The sequence below is a fragment of the Bradyrhizobium sp. USDA 4506 genome, assembly GCF_054058795.1.
In genome coordinates, this window is record NZ_JBSSBM010000002.1 from 655,487 (window position 1) to 674,502 (window position 19,016).

The 19,016-nt window shown below is 64.5% G+C and carries 20 protein-coding genes and 1 tRNA gene; 13 read left to right on the forward strand and 8 right to left on the reverse strand.

Translation table 11 applies throughout. The features are described 5' to 3' along the window. Window positions 1–762, reverse strand: coding sequence for a crotonase/enoyl-CoA hydratase family protein (locus tag ACVIHF_RS05475; protein WP_092083615.1), 762 nt, complete (start codon window positions 760–762; stop codon window positions 1–3). 398 nt (window positions 763–1,160) lie between these two features. On the opposite strand from ACVIHF_RS05475, the gene paoA reads away from it, so the two are divergent. Genes paoA through paoC form a run of 3 tightly spaced genes read left to right on the forward strand, consistent with a single transcriptional unit; the run spans window position 1,161 to window position 4,985 of the window. Beyond that, window positions 1,161–1,799: an aldehyde dehydrogenase iron-sulfur subunit PaoA gene (paoA, locus tag ACVIHF_RS05480; RefSeq protein WP_229191168.1), complete on the forward strand. Its 639-nt coding sequence runs from the start codon at window positions 1,161–1,163 to the stop codon at window positions 1,797–1,799. After that, the gene (locus ACVIHF_RS05485; protein WP_253603109.1) at window positions 1,796–2,746 is read left to right on the forward strand and encodes an FAD binding domain-containing protein; all 951 of its coding nucleotides are present in this window, start codon (window positions 1,796–1,798) and stop codon (window positions 2,744–2,746) included. Before paoA ends, ACVIHF_RS05485 begins: the two co-directional genes overlap by 4 nt. 31 nt (window positions 2,747–2,777) lie before the next feature. Next, complete coding sequence (paoC, locus tag ACVIHF_RS05490) at window positions 2,778–4,985, forward strand: aldehyde oxidoreductase molybdenum-binding subunit PaoC (RefSeq protein ID WP_456791851.1); 2,208 nt, start codon at window positions 2,778–2,780, stop codon at window positions 4,983–4,985. Window positions 4,986–5,233: 248 nt separating this feature from the next. Here paoC and ACVIHF_RS05495 read toward each other — a convergent pair whose 3' ends face one another. Continuing rightward, a complete protein-coding gene (locus ACVIHF_RS05495; RefSeq protein ID WP_253603106.1) occupies window positions 5,234–5,962 on the reverse strand; it encodes an alpha/beta fold hydrolase in 729 nt (242 codons plus the stop codon). Between the two features lie 107 nt (window positions 5,963–6,069). Then, the gene (locus ACVIHF_RS05500) at window positions 6,070–6,633 is read right to left on the reverse strand and encodes a DinB family protein (protein ID WP_253603104.1); all 564 of its coding nucleotides are present in this window, start codon (window positions 6,631–6,633) and stop codon (window positions 6,070–6,072) included. A gap of 201 nt (window positions 6,634–6,834) precedes the next feature. On the opposite strand from ACVIHF_RS05500, the gene ACVIHF_RS05505 reads away from it, so the two are divergent. Both ACVIHF_RS05505 and ACVIHF_RS05510 read left to right on the forward strand, forming a co-directional pair. Next, entirely contained in the window at window positions 6,835–7,470 is a 636-nt protein-coding gene (locus ACVIHF_RS05505) for a VOC family protein (protein ID WP_456791852.1), read from the forward strand. A gap of 75 nt (window positions 7,471–7,545) precedes the next feature. Then, window positions 7,546–8,616: a lytic transglycosylase domain-containing protein gene (locus tag ACVIHF_RS05510; protein ID WP_253603100.1), complete on the forward strand. Its 1,071-nt coding sequence runs from the start codon at window positions 7,546–7,548 to the stop codon at window positions 8,614–8,616. Between the two features lie 44 nt (window positions 8,617–8,660). On the opposite strand, the gene ACVIHF_RS05515 is transcribed toward ACVIHF_RS05510, so the two are convergent. Continuing rightward, window positions 8,661–9,047 carry a DUF1330 domain-containing protein gene (locus ACVIHF_RS05515; RefSeq protein WP_225161630.1) on the reverse strand — a complete coding sequence of 129 codons (387 nt, stop codon included), beginning with the start codon at window positions 9,045–9,047 and terminating at the stop codon, window positions 8,661–8,663. 144 nt (window positions 9,048–9,191) lie between these two features. Between ACVIHF_RS05515 and ACVIHF_RS05520 the strand changes: the two genes are divergently transcribed. From ACVIHF_RS05520 to ACVIHF_RS05530, 3 genes are all read left to right on the forward strand, one after another. Next, a complete protein-coding gene (locus ACVIHF_RS05520) occupies window positions 9,192–10,184 on the forward strand; it encodes a LysR family transcriptional regulator (protein WP_253603098.1) in 993 nt (330 codons plus the stop codon). A 291-nt stretch (window positions 10,185–10,475) separates the two neighbouring features. Continuing rightward, window positions 10,476–10,685, forward strand: coding sequence for a cold-shock protein (locus tag ACVIHF_RS05525; protein ID WP_028339489.1), 210 nt, complete (start codon window positions 10,476–10,478; stop codon window positions 10,683–10,685). A 104-nt stretch (window positions 10,686–10,789) separates the two neighbouring features. Continuing rightward, the gene (locus ACVIHF_RS05530; protein WP_057015228.1) at window positions 10,790–11,050 is read left to right on the forward strand and encodes a hypothetical protein; all 261 of its coding nucleotides are present in this window, start codon (window positions 10,790–10,792) and stop codon (window positions 11,048–11,050) included. Window positions 11,051–11,133: 83 nt separating this feature from the next. Here ACVIHF_RS05530 and ACVIHF_RS05535 read toward each other — a convergent pair whose 3' ends face one another. Next, window positions 11,134–11,406, reverse strand: a complete 273-nt coding sequence (locus tag ACVIHF_RS05535) for a RidA family protein (protein WP_253603096.1) — start codon at window positions 11,404–11,406, stop codon at window positions 11,134–11,136. Window positions 11,407–11,495: 89 nt separating this feature from the next. Here ACVIHF_RS05535 and ACVIHF_RS05540 point away from each other — a divergent pair, with 89 nt between their 5' ends. Beyond that, window positions 11,496–11,738, forward strand: coding sequence for a DUF6894 family protein (locus tag ACVIHF_RS05540; protein WP_253603095.1), 243 nt, complete (start codon window positions 11,496–11,498; stop codon window positions 11,736–11,738). A 22-nt stretch (window positions 11,739–11,760) separates the two neighbouring features. On the opposite strand, the gene ACVIHF_RS05545 is transcribed toward ACVIHF_RS05540, so the two are convergent. Beyond that, on the reverse strand, window positions 11,761–11,994 hold the full coding sequence (locus tag ACVIHF_RS05545; RefSeq protein ID WP_253603093.1) for a DUF6894 family protein: 234 nt from the start codon (window positions 11,992–11,994) through the stop codon (window positions 11,761–11,763). 101 nt (window positions 11,995–12,095) lie between these two features. Then, window positions 12,096–12,293: a hypothetical protein gene (locus tag ACVIHF_RS05550; protein ID WP_253603092.1), complete on the reverse strand. Its 198-nt coding sequence runs from the start codon at window positions 12,291–12,293 to the stop codon at window positions 12,096–12,098. A gap of 200 nt (window positions 12,294–12,493) precedes the next feature. Here ACVIHF_RS05550 and rpsU point away from each other — a divergent pair, with 200 nt between their 5' ends. Beyond that, window positions 12,494–12,799 (forward strand): 30S ribosomal protein S21, encoded by a 306-nt coding sequence (gene rpsU / locus ACVIHF_RS05555; RefSeq protein WP_075968627.1) that lies wholly within the window; start codon window positions 12,494–12,496, stop codon window positions 12,797–12,799. A gap of 33 nt (window positions 12,800–12,832) precedes the next feature. Then, window positions 12,833–13,084: a hypothetical protein gene (locus ACVIHF_RS05560; RefSeq protein ID WP_253603090.1), complete on the forward strand. Its 252-nt coding sequence runs from the start codon at window positions 12,833–12,835 to the stop codon at window positions 13,082–13,084. A gap of 270 nt (window positions 13,085–13,354) precedes the next feature. Here ACVIHF_RS05560 and ACVIHF_RS05565 read toward each other — a convergent pair whose 3' ends face one another. After that, complete coding sequence (locus tag ACVIHF_RS05565; protein WP_253603088.1) at window positions 13,355–15,133, reverse strand: acyl-CoA dehydrogenase; 1,779 nt, start codon at window positions 15,131–15,133, stop codon at window positions 13,355–13,357. 220 nt (window positions 15,134–15,353) lie between these two features. Between ACVIHF_RS05565 and ACVIHF_RS05570 the strand changes: the two genes are divergently transcribed. Together ACVIHF_RS05570 and ACVIHF_RS05575 are read left to right on the forward strand one after the other, a co-directional pair. Then, a tRNA-Gln gene (locus tag ACVIHF_RS05570) sits at window positions 15,354–15,428 on the forward strand. 290 nt (window positions 15,429–15,718) lie between these two features. Further along, the gene (locus ACVIHF_RS05575) at window positions 15,719–18,823 is read left to right on the forward strand and encodes a DEAD/DEAH box helicase (RefSeq protein WP_253609755.1); all 3,105 of its coding nucleotides are present in this window, start codon (window positions 15,719–15,721) and stop codon (window positions 18,821–18,823) included. The last annotated feature ends 193 nt before the right edge of the window (window positions 18,824–19,016 follow it).

The window sequence follows — 19,016 nt, forward strand, 5'->3', positions numbered from 1 at the left end:
TCAATCCTTCGGGCGAGCCATGAATGCCTTGAACGCCTCGACTGCTTCCTCGGAGCGCATCCGTTCGCTGAACAGATGGTTCTCCTGCTCGATGCGGCGGGTGACGTCCTCTGGCGGCAGCCGGATCAGGCGCCGCGAGATCGCCACCGCCTCGGCCGGCAGCGCGCAGATCTCGCGCGCCACCTTGTGCGCCTCCACCTCGGCATGCCCCGGCGCCACCACGGTATTGACGAAGCCGGCGACGCGGGCGTCGTCGGCCGACATGGTGCGGCCCATCACCAGCATCGCGAAGGCACGCTGGTGGCCCATCATGCGCGGCATCAACAGGCTCGAGGCGCCTTCCGGCACTAGGCCGAAATTGGAGAACGGCGTCGAGAACAGCGCGGTCTTGCTGGCGAGCACATAGTCGCAGTGAAACAGCATGGTGGTGCCGATGCCCATCGCGACGCCGTCGACGGCGGCGATGATCGGCTTCACATTGTGGGCCAGCGAATACAGGAACTTGACGAGGTCGGAGGCCGGCGGCGTCTCACTGGTCGAGGTGCCCTGCGCGAGCAGGTCCTCGATGTCGTTGCCCGCAGTGAACACGCCGGAGCCGCCGGTGATGATCAGGCAGCGGATCTTCGGATTGTTCTGCGCCTTGTCGATCGCGTCGCTGATCGCGCGAAACATCTCCTGGGTTATCGCGTTCTTCTTTTCGGGCCTGCGCAGCCGGATCACGCGCGTGGCGGCTTCGTCGGTCACTATGACATGCGCGGTCATCGAGCGGTCCCAGGGTCGGCCGGCATCGTCGCCGGTGGAGGTCGTGCCGCCATCCTACATGATCCGGTGCAAGCCCCAAGAGCTCCAGCGTGTTCCGGGCCGCTTTTCCCCGTGGGCGAGCATGAGAACGGCGCAATGCAGATAACCGGAATCTTGCGATTCCGGGCAGGGGACATTGGTCGTAGGCCGGCCGCGCACGGCGATACTGCCGCGGAGGCCGCCCGCGCCTGATGGCGCCGCTGCCTCCCTGGAGCGGCTGTGGCGCTCGCGACGAGTTTAACTTCCCCGCGAGAAACATTCCGCTGTTCGCAGCATTCCCCCTTTGCTGACAGGCCGAGCAGACCTCGACACGTTGTTGTCGTGGTTCCGCGCTCGGCTGACTTGAGGAGAGCAGCGGCATGCAGATCTCCGGACGTTTGGAACTATCGCGGCGCCATCTGTTGATTGTTGGAGCCGCCTCGCTTGCGGCGTCGTCGATCGCGCCGCCGCCTGCGGCCGCCCAATCTGCCCCGACCGGAGCGCCCGTGATGACGAGAGTATCCTTTGACGTGAACGGCGAAACCCACCAGCTCGAGCTCGACACCAGGACCACGCTGCTCGATGCCCTGCGCGAGCACCTGCATCTGACCGGCACCAAGAAGGGCTGCGACCACGGCCAATGCGGCGCCTGCACGGTGATCGTCGACGGCCGGCGGATCAATTCCTGCCTGACGCTCGCCGTGATGCATCAGGGCGACGAGATCACGACGATCGAGGGGCTCGGCACGCCGGACGGGTTGCATCCGCTGCAGGCGGCATTCGTCGAGCATGATGGCTATCAATGCGGCTATTGCACGCCGGGCCAGATCTGCTCGGCGGTCGCAGTGCTTGCCGAGGTCAAGGCCGGCATCCCGAGCCATGTCACGGCGGATCTGAATGCGCCGCTGCGACTGACCAATGCCGAGCTCCGCGAGCGCATGAGCGGCAACATCTGCCGCTGCGGCGCCTATTCCAACATCGCCGAGGCGATCAGCGAGGTCGCCGGGAGGAGCGCATGAGATCATTCAGCTATGAGCGCGCCGCCTCGCCGGGCGCGGCGGCCGCAGCCGCCGCCGGCACCGCGAACGCCAAGTTCATCGCCGGCGGCACCAATCTGCTCGACCTGATGAAGCTCGAGATCGAGACGCCGGCGCATCTGATCGACGTCAACGACCTGGCGCTCGACCGCATCGAGGAGACCGCGGACGGCGGCTTGCGGATCGGCGCGCTGGTGCGCAACACCGATCTCGCCGCCGATATACGCGTGCGGCGGGACTATGGCGTGCTGTCGCGCGCGCTGCTCGCCGGCGCCTCCGGCCAGCTGCGCAACAAGGCGACGACCGCGGGCAATCTGCTGCAGCGGACGCGCTGTCCCTATTTTTACGACACCAATCTGCCCTGCAACAAGCGCAAGCCCGGCAGCGGCTGCGCCGCGATCGGCGGCTTCAGCCGCCAGCATGCGGTGGTCGGTGTGAGCGACGCCTGCATCGCGACCCATCCGAGCGACATGGCGGTGGCGATGCGCGCGCTCGACGCCGTCGTCGAGACGGTGCGGCCCGACGGCACCACGCGCAGCATCCCGATCGCCGAGCTGCATCGTCTGCCCGGCGACAGCCCCGAGATCGAAACCAGCCTGGTGCCGGGCGAGCTGATCACCGCGGTGGTGCTGCCGAAACCGGTCGGCGGCGCGCAGGCCTATCGCAAGGTGCGCGACCGCGCCTCTTATGCCTTTGCGCTGGTCTCGGTTGCCGCGATCGTGCAGCGCGACGGCACCGGCCGCGTCGCGCTCGGCGGCGTGGCGCACAAGCCGTGGCGCGTCGAGGCGGCGGAGGCGGAATTGCCTGCTGGCGCCAAGGCCGTCACCGCGCGCCTGTTCGCCGATGCGAAGCCGACCAAGGACAATGCGTACAAGCTGCCGCTCGCCGAGCGAACGCTGGCGGCGGTGCTGCGCGAGGCCAGAGCTTAAGATCCAAGGCTTAAGAAGAGGGCCTGACATCATGCGTTTTGAACATCCCGCCACCTTCAATCCGATCGACCAGCTCAAGGTGATCGGCCACCCGACCAGCCGGATCGACGGGCCGCTGAAGACCACCGGCACCGCGCCTTACGCCTATGAGCGGCACGACGTCGCGGCCAACCAGGCCTATGGCTACGTGGTCGGTTCGGCGATCGGCAAGGGGCGGATCGGTTCGATCGATCTCGAGGCGGCGAAGGCTGCACCGGGCGTGCTCGCCATCGTCACAGCGGACAACGCCGGCAAGCTCGGCAAGGGCGAGCGCAATGCGGCGCCGCTGCTCGGCGGGCCCGAGATCGCGCATTATCACCAAGCCGTCGCCGTCGTCGTCGCCGGGACCTTCGAGCAGGCGCGGGCCGCGGCGCAGCTGGTCCGGATCGACTACGTCAAGGGCGACGGCAAGTTCGATCTCGCCGCGGAGCGGGACAAGGGCGTCACGCCGCACCCGTCATTCGGCGGCCCGGCCGATACCGCCGTCGGCGATTTCGCCGCCGCCTTCGCTGGTGCGCCCGTACAACTCGATGCCACCTACACCACGCCCGATCAGGGCCACGCGATGATGGAGCCGCATGCTTCGATCGCGGCCTGGGACGGCGACAAGCTCACGGTCTGGACCTCGAACCAGATGATCGCCTGGGGCGCTGAGGATATGGCGAAGACGCTCGGCATCGCCAAGGAGAATGTCCGTCTGGTGTCGCCCTATATCGGCGGCGGCTTCGGCGGCAAGCTGTTCCTGCGCGCCGAGGTGCTGCTCGCCGCGCTCGGCGCCCGCGCGGCCGGCCGTCCGGTCAAGGTCGCGCTGCAACGTCCGCTGATGTTCAACAACACGACGCACCGTCCGGCGACGATCCAGCGCATCCGCATCGGCGCCGAGCGCGACGGCAAGATCACCGCGATCGGCCACGAAAGCTGGTCCGGCAACGTCAAGGACGGCGAACCCGAGATGGCGGTGAGCCAGACGCGGCTGCTTTATGCCGGCGCCAGCCGGATGACGGCGACGCGGCTTGCAGCGCTCGATCTGCCGGAGGGCAATGCGATGCGCGCGCCCGGAGAAGCCTCCGGCATGATGGCGCTCGAGATCGCGATCGACGAGCTCGCCGACAAGCTCGGCATCGACCCGGTCGTGCTGCGCATCAGCAACGACACCCAGGTCGACCCCGAGCATCCGGAGCGGCACTTCTCGCAGCGGCAATTGGTGCAGTGCCTGAGCGATGGCGCGGCGCGGTTCGGCTGGGACAAGCGCAACTCGAAGCCGGGCGAGGTCCGCGACGGACGCTGGCTGGTCGGGATGGGCGTCGCCGCGGCGTTCCGGAACAATCTCGTGACCAAATCGGCGGCCCGCGTTCGTCTGGACCAGAACGGCATCGTGACCGTCGAGACCGACATGACCGACATCGGCACCGGTTCGTACACCATCATCGCGCAGACTGCGGCCGAGATGATGGGCGTGCCGCTCGAGAAGGTCGCGGTGCGGCTCGGCGATTCCGACTTTCCGGTGTCCTGCGGCTCGGGCGGGCAGTGGGGCGGCAACAATTCGACCGCCGGCGTCTATGCCGCCTGTACCAAGCTGCGCGAGGCCATTGCGCAGAAGCTCGGCTTCAATTCCGCGGAGGCGGTGTTTGCCGACGGCGTGGTCCGCTCCGGCAATCGCAGCGTGCCGCTGGCGCAGGCCGCCGGCGGCGGCGACCTCATGGCGGAGGATGCCATCGAATACGGCGATCTCGCGAAAACCTACCAGCAGTCGACCTTCGGCGCGCATTTCGTCGAGGTCGGCGTCGATGCCGACACGGCGGAGATCCGGGTGCGGCGGATGCTTGCGGTCTGCGCGGCGGGCCGCATCCTCAACCCGAAGGCGGCGCGCAGCCAGGTGATCGGCGCGATGACCATGGGTGTCGGGGCGGCGCTGATGGAGGATCTCGTGGTCGACAAGCGGCACGGCCTGTTCATCAATCACGACCTTGCTGCCTATGAGGTGCCGGTCCATGCCGACATCCCGCATCAGGAGATGATCTTCCTCGACGAGACCGATCCGATCTCATCGCCGATGAAGGCCAAGGGCGTCGCCGAGCTCGGCATCTGCGGCGTCGCCGCCGCGGTCGCCAATGCGGTCCACAACGCGACCGGCGTTCGCGTGCGCGACTATCCGATCACGCTCGACAAGCTGCTCTCAGGGTTGCCGGAGCCGGCGTAGCGCGGGACGCTTCACCTCGCCCCGCGTGCGGGGAGAGGCATAGGCCGCCGTTGGCGGCCGTTCCCAAGAACGCTGAAGCAGAGCTTCAGCTATGACGCATCGCTAGATGCGTTCCGGGTGAGGGGGAGTCTCCGCGAACACAGCTATCACCGTTTACACGGAGACAGCCCCTCACCCCAACCCTCTCCCCGTGAAGAACGGGAGAGGGAGCACAGCGAAGTCGGGGGGCGCTGTTCTGCCTAAGCGCTCTAACCGCGACCGACGAACGAGCCGATACCCCGGCCGATCGCGGCGCCGTGCTGAAATAGCGCGCCGAGGTGATCGCCGGGCACCGACATCGCAGCGAGGCCGTTTTCCGCGGCGAAGCGCCGCATCGGCGCATGCGGTCCGTCGTCCTGTCCGTTCCACAGCAGCACCGGCACGCGCGAGGACAGCACCGCGTCCTTTGCGCCATCGACCTGGCCGAGCGCATTGAAGCAGGCACGCACTCCGCCTTCGATATCCGGCGTCACCCATTCGGCGAGCTCCGGCACGGTGCGGCGGGCAAAGGTGATGAAGGCGCTGTAGGTCAGCGGGCCGGCATTACCGCGCGGCAGTCCGGTGAGAAAGTCCCAGCCGCCGATTGCCAGCGACGCCAGCCGTGCCGGGAAAAATCGGGCGACGCCGACCGCGACCCAGCCGCCCATCGAGTGTCCCACCACATGGGCGCGCTCGTCGCCGAGATCGTCGATCACGGCGACGATGTCGCCGGCGCGCTGCGCCTGGTTATAAAGCGCCGGATCGGCGGGCTTGTCGCTCAGGCCATGTCCGAGCGAATCGACGCAGACGACACGAAAGCGATCGGCAAGCGCGTCGACCACGCCGCATTGCTTCCAGCTCGCGGCGTCGAGCAAGAGACCGTGCTGAAGCACGATCAGCGGCCCGGATCCCTCGACGGTGTAATGGATACGCTGGCCCCGGTGATTGGCGAATGGCATTGATAGAGTTCCCCACGTTTTACCAGAGGTGAGCGTGGAGGCGCCGGGTTTCAAGACCTCGTTCCGGATCAGGAACCGCATCGCCGATGGCGGGCGGAACCTCGCCTTCAGCCGCCCCACACGGTGGCTTCGCTCCAGCCGAGATCCCTGAAATCGGCTGCCCGGAGCGGGGCTTCGCCGGCGGCGAAGAATTCGTCGAGCTGCGGCGGCTTCACCGTGGTCTCCGAGAGCATCGCATGGGCCTGGCCGCGATGATGGATCTGGTGCTGGAACAGATGCATCAAGAGGCGGTCGCGCCGCTCGGTCTGCACGCTCGTGTCGCGATTGATCTTGACCACATCATCGAGCCGCTCAGCCGTCAGCGCATCGCAGTGCATGATCAGCTGCTGATCGATCGCGCGCTGGGCGTCTTTCAGTGCGGCGACTGACGGGTAGGGCACCTCGTTGGCCCACGCTTTCGGCCCGAGCCAGCCGCCCTCGAGCGCATCAATGTAGAAGAGATCGATGACATGAATGTGGTTCAGCGTCGCCTGCAGGCTCGGGAAGAACCCGGTCCGCGCGGCGGCGAACTCCGCCTGGCTGAGACCGGCGCAGGCCGTGAGCAGGCGGTGATTGGCCCAGGCATTATTGTACGCAAAAGCGCGAAAGGTTTGAACGAGGCCTGCTTGCATATCGGTCCTCACTGGATTGACTGTTTCAGGCAGGTGCACCGGCAGGCCGGCCGACCTGCGACAGTGATCGTGGTGCTTGCGTTGGTGACTTGATCCTCGCATAGCTAATCCATCGTGGTGCACTTCATCCGAAGGCGGCAGCAGATGCAACTGGCAAAGAACGTGATCGACGTCGGCCTTTCCTTCAACGATCTCGAACCGATGCTGCGGTTCTGGCAGCAGGAGGCCGGACTTCGCTTCGATCATGTGCAGCCGATCCGCCGCGGGCAGAAACAGTACCGGCACGACGCGCAAGGTTCGGTCATCAAGCTCAACCATCATGTCGAGCCGCTGCCGGATGTGGCGCCGAGCGGCTATCGCGAGCTGATCATTGCGCGCGCCGGCGTCGACGCACCGCAACGCATGGCCGACCCCGACGGCAACAGCGTTTGCCTCGTCCCGCCCGGACATGACGGCATCGCCCAGATCGGCGTCGTGATGGCGGTGCGCGACCTTGCCGCGCATCGCAGGTTCTACGGCGACATCCTCGACTTCACCGAGCAGACATGGTCTGATGGTCCGGCGTTTCGCCTCGGCGACAGTCTGATCCTGCTCAGGGAAGATCGCGCCGCAACCATCGATCCGGTTCGGGGTGCGCGCGGCTGGCGCTACATCACGCTGCAGGTCGCCGACATCGACGCCGTGCATGACGAGTTGCGCGCCAAGGGCGTGCGGGAAGGCCTTGCGCCGGTGACGCTCGGCGAGGTCGCACGGATCTCCATGATCCTCGATCCCGATGGCAACTGGATCGAACTGTCCCGCCGCGCGTCGATCGTTGGAAGCCTGTCCAACCGCTAGGCAGCAAATTTTCTGGCCGCCCGGGCGGCGCCGATGATATGATTCCGCAAGTGCATCCAATTTGATGATCGCTTTATGCAGTCGATTTTCGGGCCGCGGCGGGTTCATCGATCGATTTTGCCAGCGGCTATCGGCTCGGCTTGCCTGCTGCTGTTCGTCCCCGTCGCAAGCGCCCAACCTCTCGGCGATCCAGCGGTCACGCCCGGCGCGCAACGCGCAGAGCCGGCGCAGACAGAAACATCGCAAACAGAAACGTCTCGTCCGGATAGCAACGCCGGAGTGCGCAACGCTGAGGCCGATCGGTCGGCGTCCGATCAGCAATCGTCATCCGTTCCGTCGCCGGCGCCGACAGCTTTGCGTCCAAAGCTCGATGGGCCGCAGCAGTACTGCAAGGCGTTAGAGGAGGCTGCATTGGAGAACGGCTTGCCGCCGGATTTCTTCGTCCGGCTGATCTGGCAGGAAAGCAATTTCGATCCCAACTCGGTCAGTTCGGCCGGTGCCCAGGGGATCGCCCAGTTCATGCCCGGTACTGCGCGGTGGCGCGGTCTGGCCGACCCGTTCGAGCCATTGCCTGCCTCGCAGGAATCCGCGCGCTGGCTCCGCGAGCTGCGCGCGCAGTTCGGCAATCTCGGCCTTGCGGCGGCCGCCTATAATGGTGGTCCACGGCGCGTTCAGGATTGGTTGGCGGGACGTGGAAGCCTGCCGGGCGAAACGCGCGCCTATGTCAGGATCATCACCGGCAAGTCCGCAGAGGAATGGGCGCAAGGCTCGCTTGAGGATCGGGTCCACACCGATGCGGCCATGGCTTGTGGTGACATCGTGCGCGGCATGCTCGTTCGGGCGCTTCCAGCGGGCCCAAGAGAGTCCGCGACAATCGCGCAGCAAGCTGCGTGGGGGCCCTGGGGACTTCAATTGGCCGGCGGCCCGTCGCAATCGCGCGTACTCGCCGACTACCAGCAACTTCAGAAACGATTTGCATCCGTGCTCGGCGATCGCGCACCGCTCGTTCTGAGATCGCGCATGGCCGGGCCAGGCTCGGCCACCTGGTATCTGCTCCGGGTCGCCGAGACGACCCGTGAGCGAGCTAATCAGCTGTGCGCCCGGTTGGAGGCAGTCGGCGGGCGCTGCCTGGTGTTTCGGAATTAGGTGGCGCACGTTGCAGGTCGCAGCGACCGACGGCGTGATGAGGGCTAATTGGCGACGGAGCCCTCGACCGCAAATGTGTGGTACCTCGCGTATTTCTCGCCGACCGCCCGAACCTGCACGTAGGCCGGATCGTGTCGCCAGGCCCAAAGCGCCTCCATGCTCGGATACATGTAGATGACGACGCGCTTGGGTGGATCTCCATCGACGGCAACGACCTGCGAACCGGTTGCCGCCGCGCCGGCAGCCGCGATCAGCTTGCCGCCATGCGCCTTGATGATCTCCTTCGCCTTCGGGAGATATTCCCTGGCATAACCATCGGGGTCGGTGACCTCGATTTGGCCGATCAGATAGGCGGGCGGCCTGGCTTCGCCATGCAGTGCTTCGGTGCCAAGAGCGCCGATAGCGGTACAACTCAACATGACCAGAGCCATCTTGCCTCCAGAATTCATGTGAGCTTCCTCCGATGCCAGTGCCGATGCCGTAAGCCGCAGTCTGGCAGGACTCTCCACGAGGCTTCGAAATACGTCCAATACATATATTTTCTCAAACCTTATGCTCGAATGGTATAAGCGGGCATGAACCTTCAACAGGCCCTCACATTCTTGACGGTGGCCGAGCTCGGCACGGTCTCAAAAGCCGCTTTGCGGTTGCGTGTCGCCCAACCCGCTCTGTCCAGGCAAATCATCGGTCTCGAACGGGAGCTCGGCTTGCAGCTCTTCGATCGCGTCGGGCGGCGGCTTCTATTGACCGGCGAAGGCGAGCAGTTGATTGCGGGCTGCCGTCTGCTGCTCAACAGCGTCAATTCCTTGAAGGAGCAGGCTCAGCTGCTTCGCCAAGGAGATACCGGGGTCCTAAGGATCGCCGGCTCGCCGCAACACATCGAAAGCGTGCTGTCGGAATTTCTGCACCGGTACGCGGAGCGATATCCCAGGGTCGAGATCAGGATCAGGGAGGGGACGGGCAGCGAGATATTGGCGATGCTCGAGCGCGGCGAAGTTCATCTCGGCCAAAATTTGCTGCACGCCGTCAGACTGAACGAACAGCACTTCGGCAGCCTTCCGCTTGGATCCGTGCAGTTACTGGCTGCTTGTCATCCGTCGATGCCGCTTGGTCCCCGTTGCACAATCGAGATCGCTGACCTCGCCGAACTTCCGTTGCTGCTGCTGGACAGCGGGTTCGGATTTCGCCGTGCTTTCGATGCGGCAAGCCGTATGGCGGGGCTGAAACCGAAGATCATGTTCGAGAGTCGCAGTCCGCACACCTTGCTGGCGCTCGCCGAGGCGGGGCACGGCGTCGCGATCGTTCCCTCCCAGCTTCAGTGCTGGCGCTACGAATTAAGGATTGTCGGTCTCACGCACGGACGCCGCGTGTTGCAGGAGCCGCTCACCATCTCATGGGACAAGCGGCGTCCGTTGCCTCGTTTCGCGACCGATTACTGTGCAATGCTGGCAGCACATATGCGGGAGACGTTTCCGATCACGCGCCCGACGGAACCGGCAGCGGCAAAAGCAAGTGTTCAGACGCACGCCAAGCGAGTTCCACGCAAGGCGAAAAGTTCGGGCGGTTGAATATCGCGATTTGCGTCCGCGTCACCGATCACCGAGTTGCGCGGCGGCGCAAGCCCTTACGCGAAACATGGTTCGGTTTATCGGAACGGCAGCTCGGTGAAGCTCCGCTCGCCCCGATCGACGGCGCTTCCGAGCTTGCCCTAGCGGATTAAGTGTGTATGCTTGCAGCGTTCGATTTGCCGTTGTGCCTTGTTGAATGGTCAAAGCGGCCCTTTTCCAAAGAACATCGTCGGTTGAAGGATGATGCGGAACCAGGCGCGAATTCACGTGCGTCCGCTTTGGAGAAGACAAATGCCTACAGGTACTGTGAAGTGGTTCAACGGCCAGAAGGGCTTCGGTTTCATTCAGCCCGATGATGGCACGAATGACGTGTTCGTTCACATCAGCGCTGTCGAGCGGGCCGGACTTGGCGGTCTCGCCGAGGGCCAGAAGCTGTCGTTCGAACTCAAGGTCGACAAGATGCGTGGCAAGACCAGCGCCGAAGATCTTCGGCTGGCTTGAATCGATCTGTTATTCCACGGATGTACTGGGATGACAGCCGCGGCCCGCTCGATCCTCTGATGGGTTGAGCGGGTCTCGCTGCTTTTCAAAGGGCTCATTCGCTCATGGCCAAGAAGCCGGAAGAACTCTCTGCCGAGCGCCTGGCCAAGGCCCAACGCCAGCGGCTTGCCGCCGAGGCTGGTGCGCAGGCAATCGCTGAAGTCGAGCGCGATGCGATCGCCGTGCGCAAGAACATGGTGCGTCTGCGGGCTCTCCGTGAAGCGCGTGACGCCGAGGCGGCCGCCGCGCAGGCTGGCTCTGCACCCGCTGGCACGGCATCTGTGGCTGCCAAGAGAACCAAACGGGTCAAGCGCATCGTGCGTTAAGCCGCTCAATCACGCACGTCTTCGAGTCCGTCGCTGATACGTTGCTGAAGCGGACCTGTTGTTTCGCGGCCTCGGCCGCCAGTTCAGGCCGCGAAGCCAGGCCGTGGCCCGAACCATTTGGGACGATCGGCTTCCTTCCTGTTCGCCGCCTTCAGTCTGATCCTGATGTAGTCAGTGATATCGCCGGCCGCATCACGCAGATCCTGTTCCGTCAGGCCTTGCTGTCCCGCTATCTCGATGCACCGGCGCGCCAACTCGGCAACGTCCTGCGAGGCACCCGGCGTTCCATATTGCTCGGCAGCGTGGACGCTGTTTTCAATCCAGAAATCAAGGAACTCTCTCGCTTTTGCGGTCATGACTCACCCGGACGGCTCGCGCGCCTCTGTCCTCACCGGCCACATTCCTCGGTCTTCGCAGGAACAATCGAGAGCCGGGGTAAATTACCATGGCGATGACGCGCTATTATTTCGATCTTCGTGATGGCGGCGGCCTGGCGATCGACGAAGAGGGCATGGAGATGTCCAACTTCGGTGCGGTTCAGGAGGAGGCTGCGCGCGCCTTGGCCGACGTAATTCGGGATTCCTTTCGCGGTCACAATTTCCATCAGATTGCCATCGAGGTCCGGGACGGCGACGGGCCCGTGCTTGAGGTGGCTATCGCTTGGCGCAGTTGCCGGCTGGATTCTTGAGCTGGGCTGCGCAGCGCGGCAGCTAGCACCTTGTGATGCCCAGACTGAGACTGACCTGAAACAGCGGGCCTTCGTCCGTCCGGACCTCAAACGCCAGCAGCCTGTGTTTGTCCAAAGGCGGGTTCTCCTTGGCTATGCTGAGCAATGACTGCATCGCTTCGTGCGCGGCAGTTTCCTCGTCGCGTAGCTCGATGCCCTGTTTGTCGGCATAGAGTTGCTCGCCGTTGCGGATATCGAAATAGTAGCGGGTTGCCATCTTCGGCTCCCTTTTGTGGCGGGAGCTGCCCAGGCTCTCAGGTGCCGGCGCTCAATAGTTATCCGGCAGCGCTGTACTCTGCGCTAGTTGGAGCGAATTTGCTACTCGGCAACGATGGAGATTTTGGGGAACCGCTTTTCGCGTTCGCGGTCAAGCCGCCATCGCCGTTCAGCCATGATTTCGGTGTGGCTGAACCGTCGGATATAATTCTCACGATCTGCGATTGCGTCTTGCATAGCCGGGATAAGTGCATAGCTTTGATGGATCGACTGGCCTTGAGCCTTGTAGATCGGTCCCACGGGACCTTTTTCCAAAGACATCGTCGGATGAAAGCGAGGACGCGTGCTTGTAGCACCGCGGCTGAAGCTTCCGCGATGTTGTTCGTCGGCTGCCGTTCCACGGATGTACTGGAATGGCAGTGCGGCCCGCTCTGTCACTGATAGAGCGGGCTCTTGTCTTGTTCATTCAATGTGCGTTGTACCGCGAGAGAGGTGAACCGTTGCAAGTTCTTGTCAGGGACAACAACATCGACCAGGCGCTTCGAGTTCTAAAGAAGAGGTTGCAGCGCGAGGGCGTCTTTAGAGAGATGAAGCGCCGCAGATCGTTCGAAAAGCCATCGGAAAAAAGGGCTCGAGAGAAATCCGAGGCCGTGCGGCGAGCCCGCAAGCTTGCCCGCAAGCAAGCGATACGGGATGGATTGATCGCGGCACCTCCGCGGAAACCCAAATTCCCGGCGTCCAAACCTTCGGCGCCAAGGCAATCACCACAATCGCCACAGCAAGCAGGCGGCACACGGGAGACCTAGCCCGTACCGATCCTGCTGGAAGGATCGTGCAAGATGACGCAGCGATCTTATCGAGGCAACGGATGCCTCCAGGAACGTCTCTCCGATGAGATCTGTCGTCGGCGAGCCGTGGATCGGGATATTCGGTCGAGGAACGACGATCAACGGCGACGTGCGCAGAACCTGGCCGGCACGGCCATCAACGCAATGGCAGATCATTCCGCCAGCCAGTTCGATCAGGCCGCGCGCAAGCGTGACTTGCTCGACGGCCCGGAGGAATTTCGCGCGTTTCGCGCGGATCGCTGACGAAACGTATGATTCGGCGGTAGGCGCAAAACTCGATGCCGTCCCGGGCAAGCGAAGCGCGACCCGGGACCCATAACCACAAGTGCCGATTGGTTTGCAACGCTGGAGCCACAGCTCGTTTCAAAACGGAAGGCTGTGGTTATGGGTCCCTGCTTTCGCAGGGACGACAGTTGTGATGCGGCACGTCATGTGCATCAAACGAGCGAGGAGGGCCTTTGGCGAGCACAGCGCTTTGGGCCCTCTCACCTCGCAATGACGGTGGAAGGTATCTTATCCCGCCAGCACCGCATCCGCGCCGGTCACCGCCTCGGCGCTTTCGGTCACGGTCTTTTCCAGCGACGGCGCCTGCACGGCGATGTTCTCGGCGAAGAAGCGCGCCAGCGCGACATAGCGCTGCGGCTCGGCTTCGCCGTTCGCCTTGGCGGCCAGCGCCTCGCCGGCGAGCATGCAGCCACCGAGCGTTGCGGCGAACAGCCGCAGATAGGGCGTTGCGCCGGCCAGTGCCTCGTTCGGCGCCGAGGCGAGGCGCTCGAGCAGCCATTTGCTGGTGCGCTCCAGCGCGGCGTGCGCGTCGCGCAGCTTGGCGCCCGTGGTGCCGAACGCCGGATCGTTGGAGGTCTCGACCTGCTTGATGACGGCAGCGAGCTCGTCCAGCAGCGCCCAGACCGAGGCGCCGCCACTGGCGCCGAGCTTGCGGGTGACGAGGTCGATCGACTGGATGCCGTTGGTGCCCTCGTAGATCGAGGTGATGCGGGCGTCGCGATAGTGCTGCGCGGCGCCGGTCTCCTCGATGAAGCCCATGCCGCCGTGGATCTGCACGCCGAGATAGGCGACCTCGTTGCCGATGTCGGTGGAGAAGGCCTTGGCGATCGGGGTCAGCAGCGCGCCGCGGGCCGCGGCCTCGGCGCACACCTTGGCGTCCTTGGCGCGCACCGAAACGTCGAGCGCGACCGCGGTGGCGTAGCAGATCGTGCGCGCCGCCGCCGTCATGCTGCGCATCTGCATCAGCATGCGCTTGACGTCGGGATGCACGATGATCGGATCCATCCCGTCGCCCTTGCGACCGATAGCTTTCCCTTGCCTGCGCTCCTGCGCATAGGCCAGCGCCTGCTGATAGGCGCGGTCGGCAATGCCGACGCCTTCGAGGCCGACGCCGAGGCGGGCCTGGTTCATCATCGTGAACATGCAGCGCATGCCCTGGTTTTCCTCGCCGATCAGATAACCGATCGCGCCACCCTTATCGCCCATCGTCATGGTGCAGGTCGGCGATGCGTGCATGCCGAGCTTGTGCTCGACGCCAGAGGCATGGATGTCGTTGCGATCGCCGAGCGAGCCGTCGGCGTTGACCAGAAATTTCGGCACCAGGAACAGCGAGATCCCCTTGGTACCCGAGGGGGCATCGGGCAATCGCGCAAGCACGAAATGCACGATGTTGTCGGTCATGTCGTGCTCGCCATAGGTGATGAAGATCTTGGTGCCCTTGATGCGGTAGGTGCCGTCGGGGGCGCGTTCGGCGCGGGTGCGCAGCGCGCCGACGTCGGAGCCGGCATTGGGCTCGGTGAGCTGCATCGTGCCGGTCCACTCGCCGGTGACCAACTTCTCGAGATAGGTCTTCTTCAGTTCGGCGCTGCCATGGGCATCGAGCGCCTCGATTGCCGACAGCGTCAGCAGCGGGCAGAGGCCGAAGGCGACGTTCGACGCGCTCCAGATCTCGGTGCAGGCGGCGTTGACCGCGAGCGGCAGGCCCTGGCCGCCGAACGCCTCCGGCCCCGACACCGCGTTCCAGCCCGCGGCGGTCCAGCGCTGGTAGGCGTCGGGCCAGCCCGGCGCGGTCGTCACCTTGCCGTTGTCGAGCTTGATGCCGTGCTCGTCGCCGACACGATTCAGCGGCGCCAGCACATCGGAGGCGAACTTGCCGGCTTCTTCCAGCACCGCAGCGGTGATATCGCCGTCGAAATCGCCGTAGTGGCCGGCCTCCACGGCGGCAGCGAGCCCCGCACCGTGATTGAGGGACAGCAGGATATCGTTGATCGGCGCACGGTAGGTCATGGCGTTACTCCCGACGAGGCGTTTGCAAATTGTCATCCCATGAAACCGGCGGCCCCTCAACAGTCCGAACGGACATCGCACGGTCTGTTTCGGCCACTGCGGCGTCGCCTTATAATAAGAGCACCGTCATCATCCTGCGGCTTTCGTGCCTTTTCGATCGCCGCCCTGTTGAAATGGCGGGACTCACCCTATAGACCGACGTGGCCTTCGATCGGCGCGTTGGGGCGTAGCCAAGCGGTAAGGCAGCGGATTTTGATTCCGCCATTCGGAGGTTCGATCCCTCCCGCCCCAGCCAGCAAGCAAGCCGTTGATTTCAAGAGAGGAATCGATTTTTGCCGGCCGGCCCCCGCCGCCATTTCGGGCGGATTGGGCCGGCTGGCTGGAAATCTGTGCCGCTTTGGTTTCCATGGCGGCGGGCGACAAGCCCCGAGTCGCCCGGAGATCCAGGTCAACGGGCGATCGTAATCACGACATAACGACGGATCTGACGTGGCGAATACCAAGAAGGCCCGCGCTGCTGCTGGCGCGAAGAAGAAAAGCAAGGGATCGGCGCGTTCCGGAATCTCGTCTTCCTCACCGCTCGGCATGCTGGCGCTCCATCTTCTCGAGCAATGGAAGAAGTCCGGGCGGGACGGCATCGTTTTCCTTGCGGAAAGCGAGAACAGGGCCGAGCGCCTGGGCAGCGTGCTGTATTCGCTCGATCCCTCGCTCGAGGTGCTGGTGTTCCCGCGGCTGAATACCTTGCCCTTTGACGGGCTGGAGCCGTCACGAGAGATCGCCGGGAGGCGCAGTTCGGTGTTGAGGCGCCTCGCCCGGAGCAAGAAGCCGGTCTTCCTGGTGTCGACGGCGGAGGCGATCATGGAGCGGTTGCCGTTGCCCGCCAGCTCGGCGCGCCTCAGCATCAGCCTGAAGGTGGGGGCGGGCTATTCCGAGCAGGAACTCAAGGATCGTCTGGAAGCTCTGGGATACGATCTCGACGAAGAGGCGGATTATCCCGGCAGCGCTCTGTTCCACGGAATGACGTTCGAGGTATTTCCCGCGGGCGCGCTGGGGCCGTTCAGAATTGAGCATTCCGGTGGCGTGATCCGCAGAATCGCAGGTGTCGATCCGGACGAGCACGACGTCGTGTTCGACGCGGAGGAACTGCACATCGACCCGATGTCCGAACGGATCGCGTTGGGAGGCAAGCGGGCACAGCGGGCGGCGCTGCCGGATTATTGTCAGCGCGCGCACTGGATCGCGGACGCCGGCGTTTCGGGCCACGCCGATAGCTGGCTGAGCACGATCAAGGAGGCGGCCGGCCGCAGGGAGGCGGAGCGCGAGTATCTGGGGCCCGCTGACTGGAAACGGCAGACCAGACGGATGAGCTCGCTGCCCCGAAAGGCAGCTTTCACCGCCACTCCCGACTTCTCGAAGGTCGCCTCGTCGCGGAAAGCTCTTCGCGCATTTGTCGCCGACACCGAGCGCGCCGGATCGCGGCTGCTGTTTGTCGCGGCGGTCGAGGATGACCTGCGCGCGATGGAGCGAATGAGCGGGATCAAGGCGGAGCGCTTCGCAGACTGGAACGAGGCGGCGAAGGGGCGAGGCGGCGAAGGCGCGCTGCTGGCCGACTTCGACACCGGCTTCATCGGCTCAGGGCGCAAGCCGCTCGTCGTCGTGACGGCGACCGACGTGCTCGGCAGCAGGGCGCATCATCTGCAGCCCATGGCCAGAGCCTGGAGTTCGGCTTTCGATCATCCCGACGTGCCGGAGCGCGGCGCGGTCGTCGTGCATCTGCAGCGCGGGCTGGCCGTGCTCGATGGCTTGCAGACCTTCGATATGGGGAAGGGATCATCGCGCGAGATGATCAGGCTGGCATTCGCGGGGGATGATGCCGTCCTCGTTCCGCCGGCCGATCTTGCGCTGATCTGGCCGTATGCCGCGGAGCTCGGCAAGCTGGCATTGGACAGGGCCGATGGCAGTACGTGGTGGACGCGGCGTGGCAAGGCGGAGCGGGAAATCCAGACTGCCGCCAAGGCGCTTGCCAAACACATCGCGCAACGGCGCCGCCGGCGCGCTCCCAAGCTGGTCGCTCCCGGTCCCGCCTATGAGCGGTTCGTCGCGCGCTTTCCGTATTTCACGACCGTCGACCAGACGAAGGCAATTCGCGACGTCCTCGATGATCTGGCGTCCGGTCATCCGATGGATCGGGTCGTCTGCGGCGACGTCGGGTTTGGCAAGACCGAGGTGGCATTGCGCGCGGCGGCGGCCGTTGCGCTGTCGGGCAAGCAGGTCGCCGTCGTCGTGCCGACGACTGTTCTGGCAAGGCAGCACGTTGCAACCTTCCGCAAACGGTTTGCTCCGCTTGGCATCGAAGTGGGAAGCCTGTCGCGGGCGACGTCGGCTCCGGAGATGAAGGAGACCAAGGAGGGCCTGCGAAGCGGCAAGATGAAGGTCGTGGTCGGCACGCAGGCGATCGCATCGAAGGACGTGAGGTTCGCCAAGCTGAGCCTGGTCATTGTCGACGAAGAGCAGCACTTCGGCGCGGCCGAGAAGGCGAAGCTTTCAGGGCTGGCGAAGGGCGCCCATACGCTGTGGATGAGTGCCACGCCGATTCCGCGCACACTTGCGGCGGGCCTTGCGGGATTCAGGGAGCTGAGCGTGATCGCATCCCCGCCCGTTCATCGGCTTCCGGTCGCGACCAAGATCGCTCCGCTCTCGGATGCCGCCATCGCCGCAGCATTGCTGCGCGAGCAGCGACGTCACGGGCAAAGCTTTCTGATCTGTCCGCGCATCCAGGATCTGGATCCGATGCTGGCGCGCGTGCAGTCGATGGCCCCGGAGCTCCGCATCGTCTGCCTGCATGGCAAGCTACCCGTCGACGAAATCGACGATCGAATGATGAGCTTCGTCGAAGGCGAGGCGGACGTCCTCCTGGCGACCAACATCGTGGAAAGCGGTCTCGACATCCCCCGGGCCAACACCATCGTGGTCTGCTGGCCGGAAAAGTTCGGTCTGGCACAGCTCCACCAGCTCAGAGGCCGGGTGGGACGCGGCGGGACACGCGCCTTCGCATACATGCTGACCGAATCCAGTTCGGAACAATCCGGGAGGCGTTTGGCCGTTCTGGAGGAGTTCAGCAGACCGGGCGCCGGTTTTGCGATCAGCGAGCGGGATCTCGACCTCAGAGGCGCCGGGGATCTGCTTTCGGAGCGGCAATCCGGCCACGTGCAGGTTTTCGGTCCGGTGCTCTACAGCCACCTTCTCAAGCAAGCCTCGGAGAAGACCAACGACCGGTCCGCCGATATGTGGGTGCCCGATCTCAACCTTCCGCTCGCGGATTTGCTGCCCAGGAGCTATGTGCAATCGGAATCCGTGCGGCTTGAAATCTATGGCCGTGCCGCGAGGTGCCGGAACGAAGACGATCTGGAGGATCTCGAGGAAGAAACCTCGCGCCGCTTCGGCAGGCTGCCGTCGGCGGGTCGGGACTTCTTCGCCGCGGCGAGGCTCAGGATCGATTGCAAGCGGAGAGGGATCGTGAGGCTCGATGTCGGCCCGGAGGCCGTCGCGGCGACGTTCCTTCCCGGGAAGCTGCCCAAATCCAGAGCACGTTCGCTCCAGCGCGACGGCGATCGCGTGTTCTATTCTGACAACATACACGAGCCGCCTTTCGAGCGGATCGAGGATCTCCTGGACATTCTGGACGAGTGAGCGCGACGCGGCTCCGTCGGAGACGAGCCTTGCGGGTGCGCTGCGCACAGTAGAGATATTTCAGCGCGCTGGGGCTGCGGAGAACAAATCGACCGATTCTGCGCGCTGACATCCCAGTGACATGTAGCATCGTTACTGCACATGCGTGGCAGACCGCCCGCCGTCATTCGGCCTGCTCCGAGCCATCGGAAAG

What these genes read in the sequence shown, in the direction of transcription:
- ACVIHF_RS05475 (WP_092083615.1), bottom strand. Translation starts at nt 762, where the DNA reads ATGACCGCGCATGTCATAGTGACCGACGAAGCCGCCACGCGCGTGATC.
- paoA (WP_229191168.1), top strand. Translation starts at nt 1,161, where the DNA reads ATGCAGATCTCCGGACGTTTGGAACTATCGCGGCGCCATCTGTTGATT.
- ACVIHF_RS05485 (WP_253603109.1), top strand. Translation starts at nt 1,796, where the DNA reads ATGAGATCATTCAGCTATGAGCGCGCCGCCTCGCCGGGCGCGGCGGCC.
- paoC (WP_456791851.1), top strand. Translation starts at nt 2,778, where the DNA reads ATGCGTTTTGAACATCCCGCCACCTTCAATCCGATCGACCAGCTCAAG.
- ACVIHF_RS05495 (WP_253603106.1), bottom strand. Translation starts at nt 5,962, where the DNA reads ATGCCATTCGCCAATCACCGGGGCCAGCGTATCCATTACACCGTCGAG.
- ACVIHF_RS05500 (WP_253603104.1), bottom strand. Translation starts at nt 6,633, where the DNA reads ATGCAAGCAGGCCTCGTTCAAACCTTTCGCGCTTTTGCGTACAATAAT.
- ACVIHF_RS05505 (WP_456791852.1), top strand. Translation starts at nt 6,835, where the DNA reads ATGCTGCGGTTCTGGCAGCAGGAGGCCGGACTTCGCTTCGATCATGTG.
- ACVIHF_RS05510 (WP_253603100.1), top strand. Translation starts at nt 7,546, where the DNA reads ATGCAGTCGATTTTCGGGCCGCGGCGGGTTCATCGATCGATTTTGCCA.
- ACVIHF_RS05515 (WP_225161630.1), bottom strand. Translation starts at nt 9,047, where the DNA reads ATGGCTCTGGTCATGTTGAGTTGTACCGCTATCGGCGCTCTTGGCACC.
- ACVIHF_RS05520 (WP_253603098.1), top strand. Translation starts at nt 9,192, where the DNA reads ATGAACCTTCAACAGGCCCTCACATTCTTGACGGTGGCCGAGCTCGGC.
- ACVIHF_RS05525 (WP_028339489.1), top strand. Translation starts at nt 10,476, where the DNA reads ATGCCTACAGGTACTGTGAAGTGGTTCAACGGCCAGAAGGGCTTCGGT.
- ACVIHF_RS05530 (WP_057015228.1), top strand. Translation starts at nt 10,790, where the DNA reads ATGGCCAAGAAGCCGGAAGAACTCTCTGCCGAGCGCCTGGCCAAGGCC.
- ACVIHF_RS05535 (WP_253603096.1), bottom strand. Translation starts at nt 11,406, where the DNA reads ATGACCGCAAAAGCGAGAGAGTTCCTTGATTTCTGGATTGAAAACAGC.
- ACVIHF_RS05540 (WP_253603095.1), top strand. Translation starts at nt 11,496, where the DNA reads ATGGCGATGACGCGCTATTATTTCGATCTTCGTGATGGCGGCGGCCTG.
- ACVIHF_RS05545 (WP_253603093.1), bottom strand. Translation starts at nt 11,994, where the DNA reads ATGGCAACCCGCTACTATTTCGATATCCGCAACGGCGAGCAACTCTAT.
- ACVIHF_RS05560 (WP_253603090.1), top strand. Translation starts at nt 12,833, where the DNA reads ATGACGCAGCGATCTTATCGAGGCAACGGATGCCTCCAGGAACGTCTC.
- ACVIHF_RS05565 (WP_253603088.1), bottom strand. Translation starts at nt 15,133, where the DNA reads ATGACCTACCGTGCGCCGATCAACGATATCCTGCTGTCCCTCAATCAC.
- ACVIHF_RS05575 (WP_253609755.1), top strand. Translation starts at nt 15,719, where the DNA reads ATGCTGGCGCTCCATCTTCTCGAGCAATGGAAGAAGTCCGGGCGGGAC.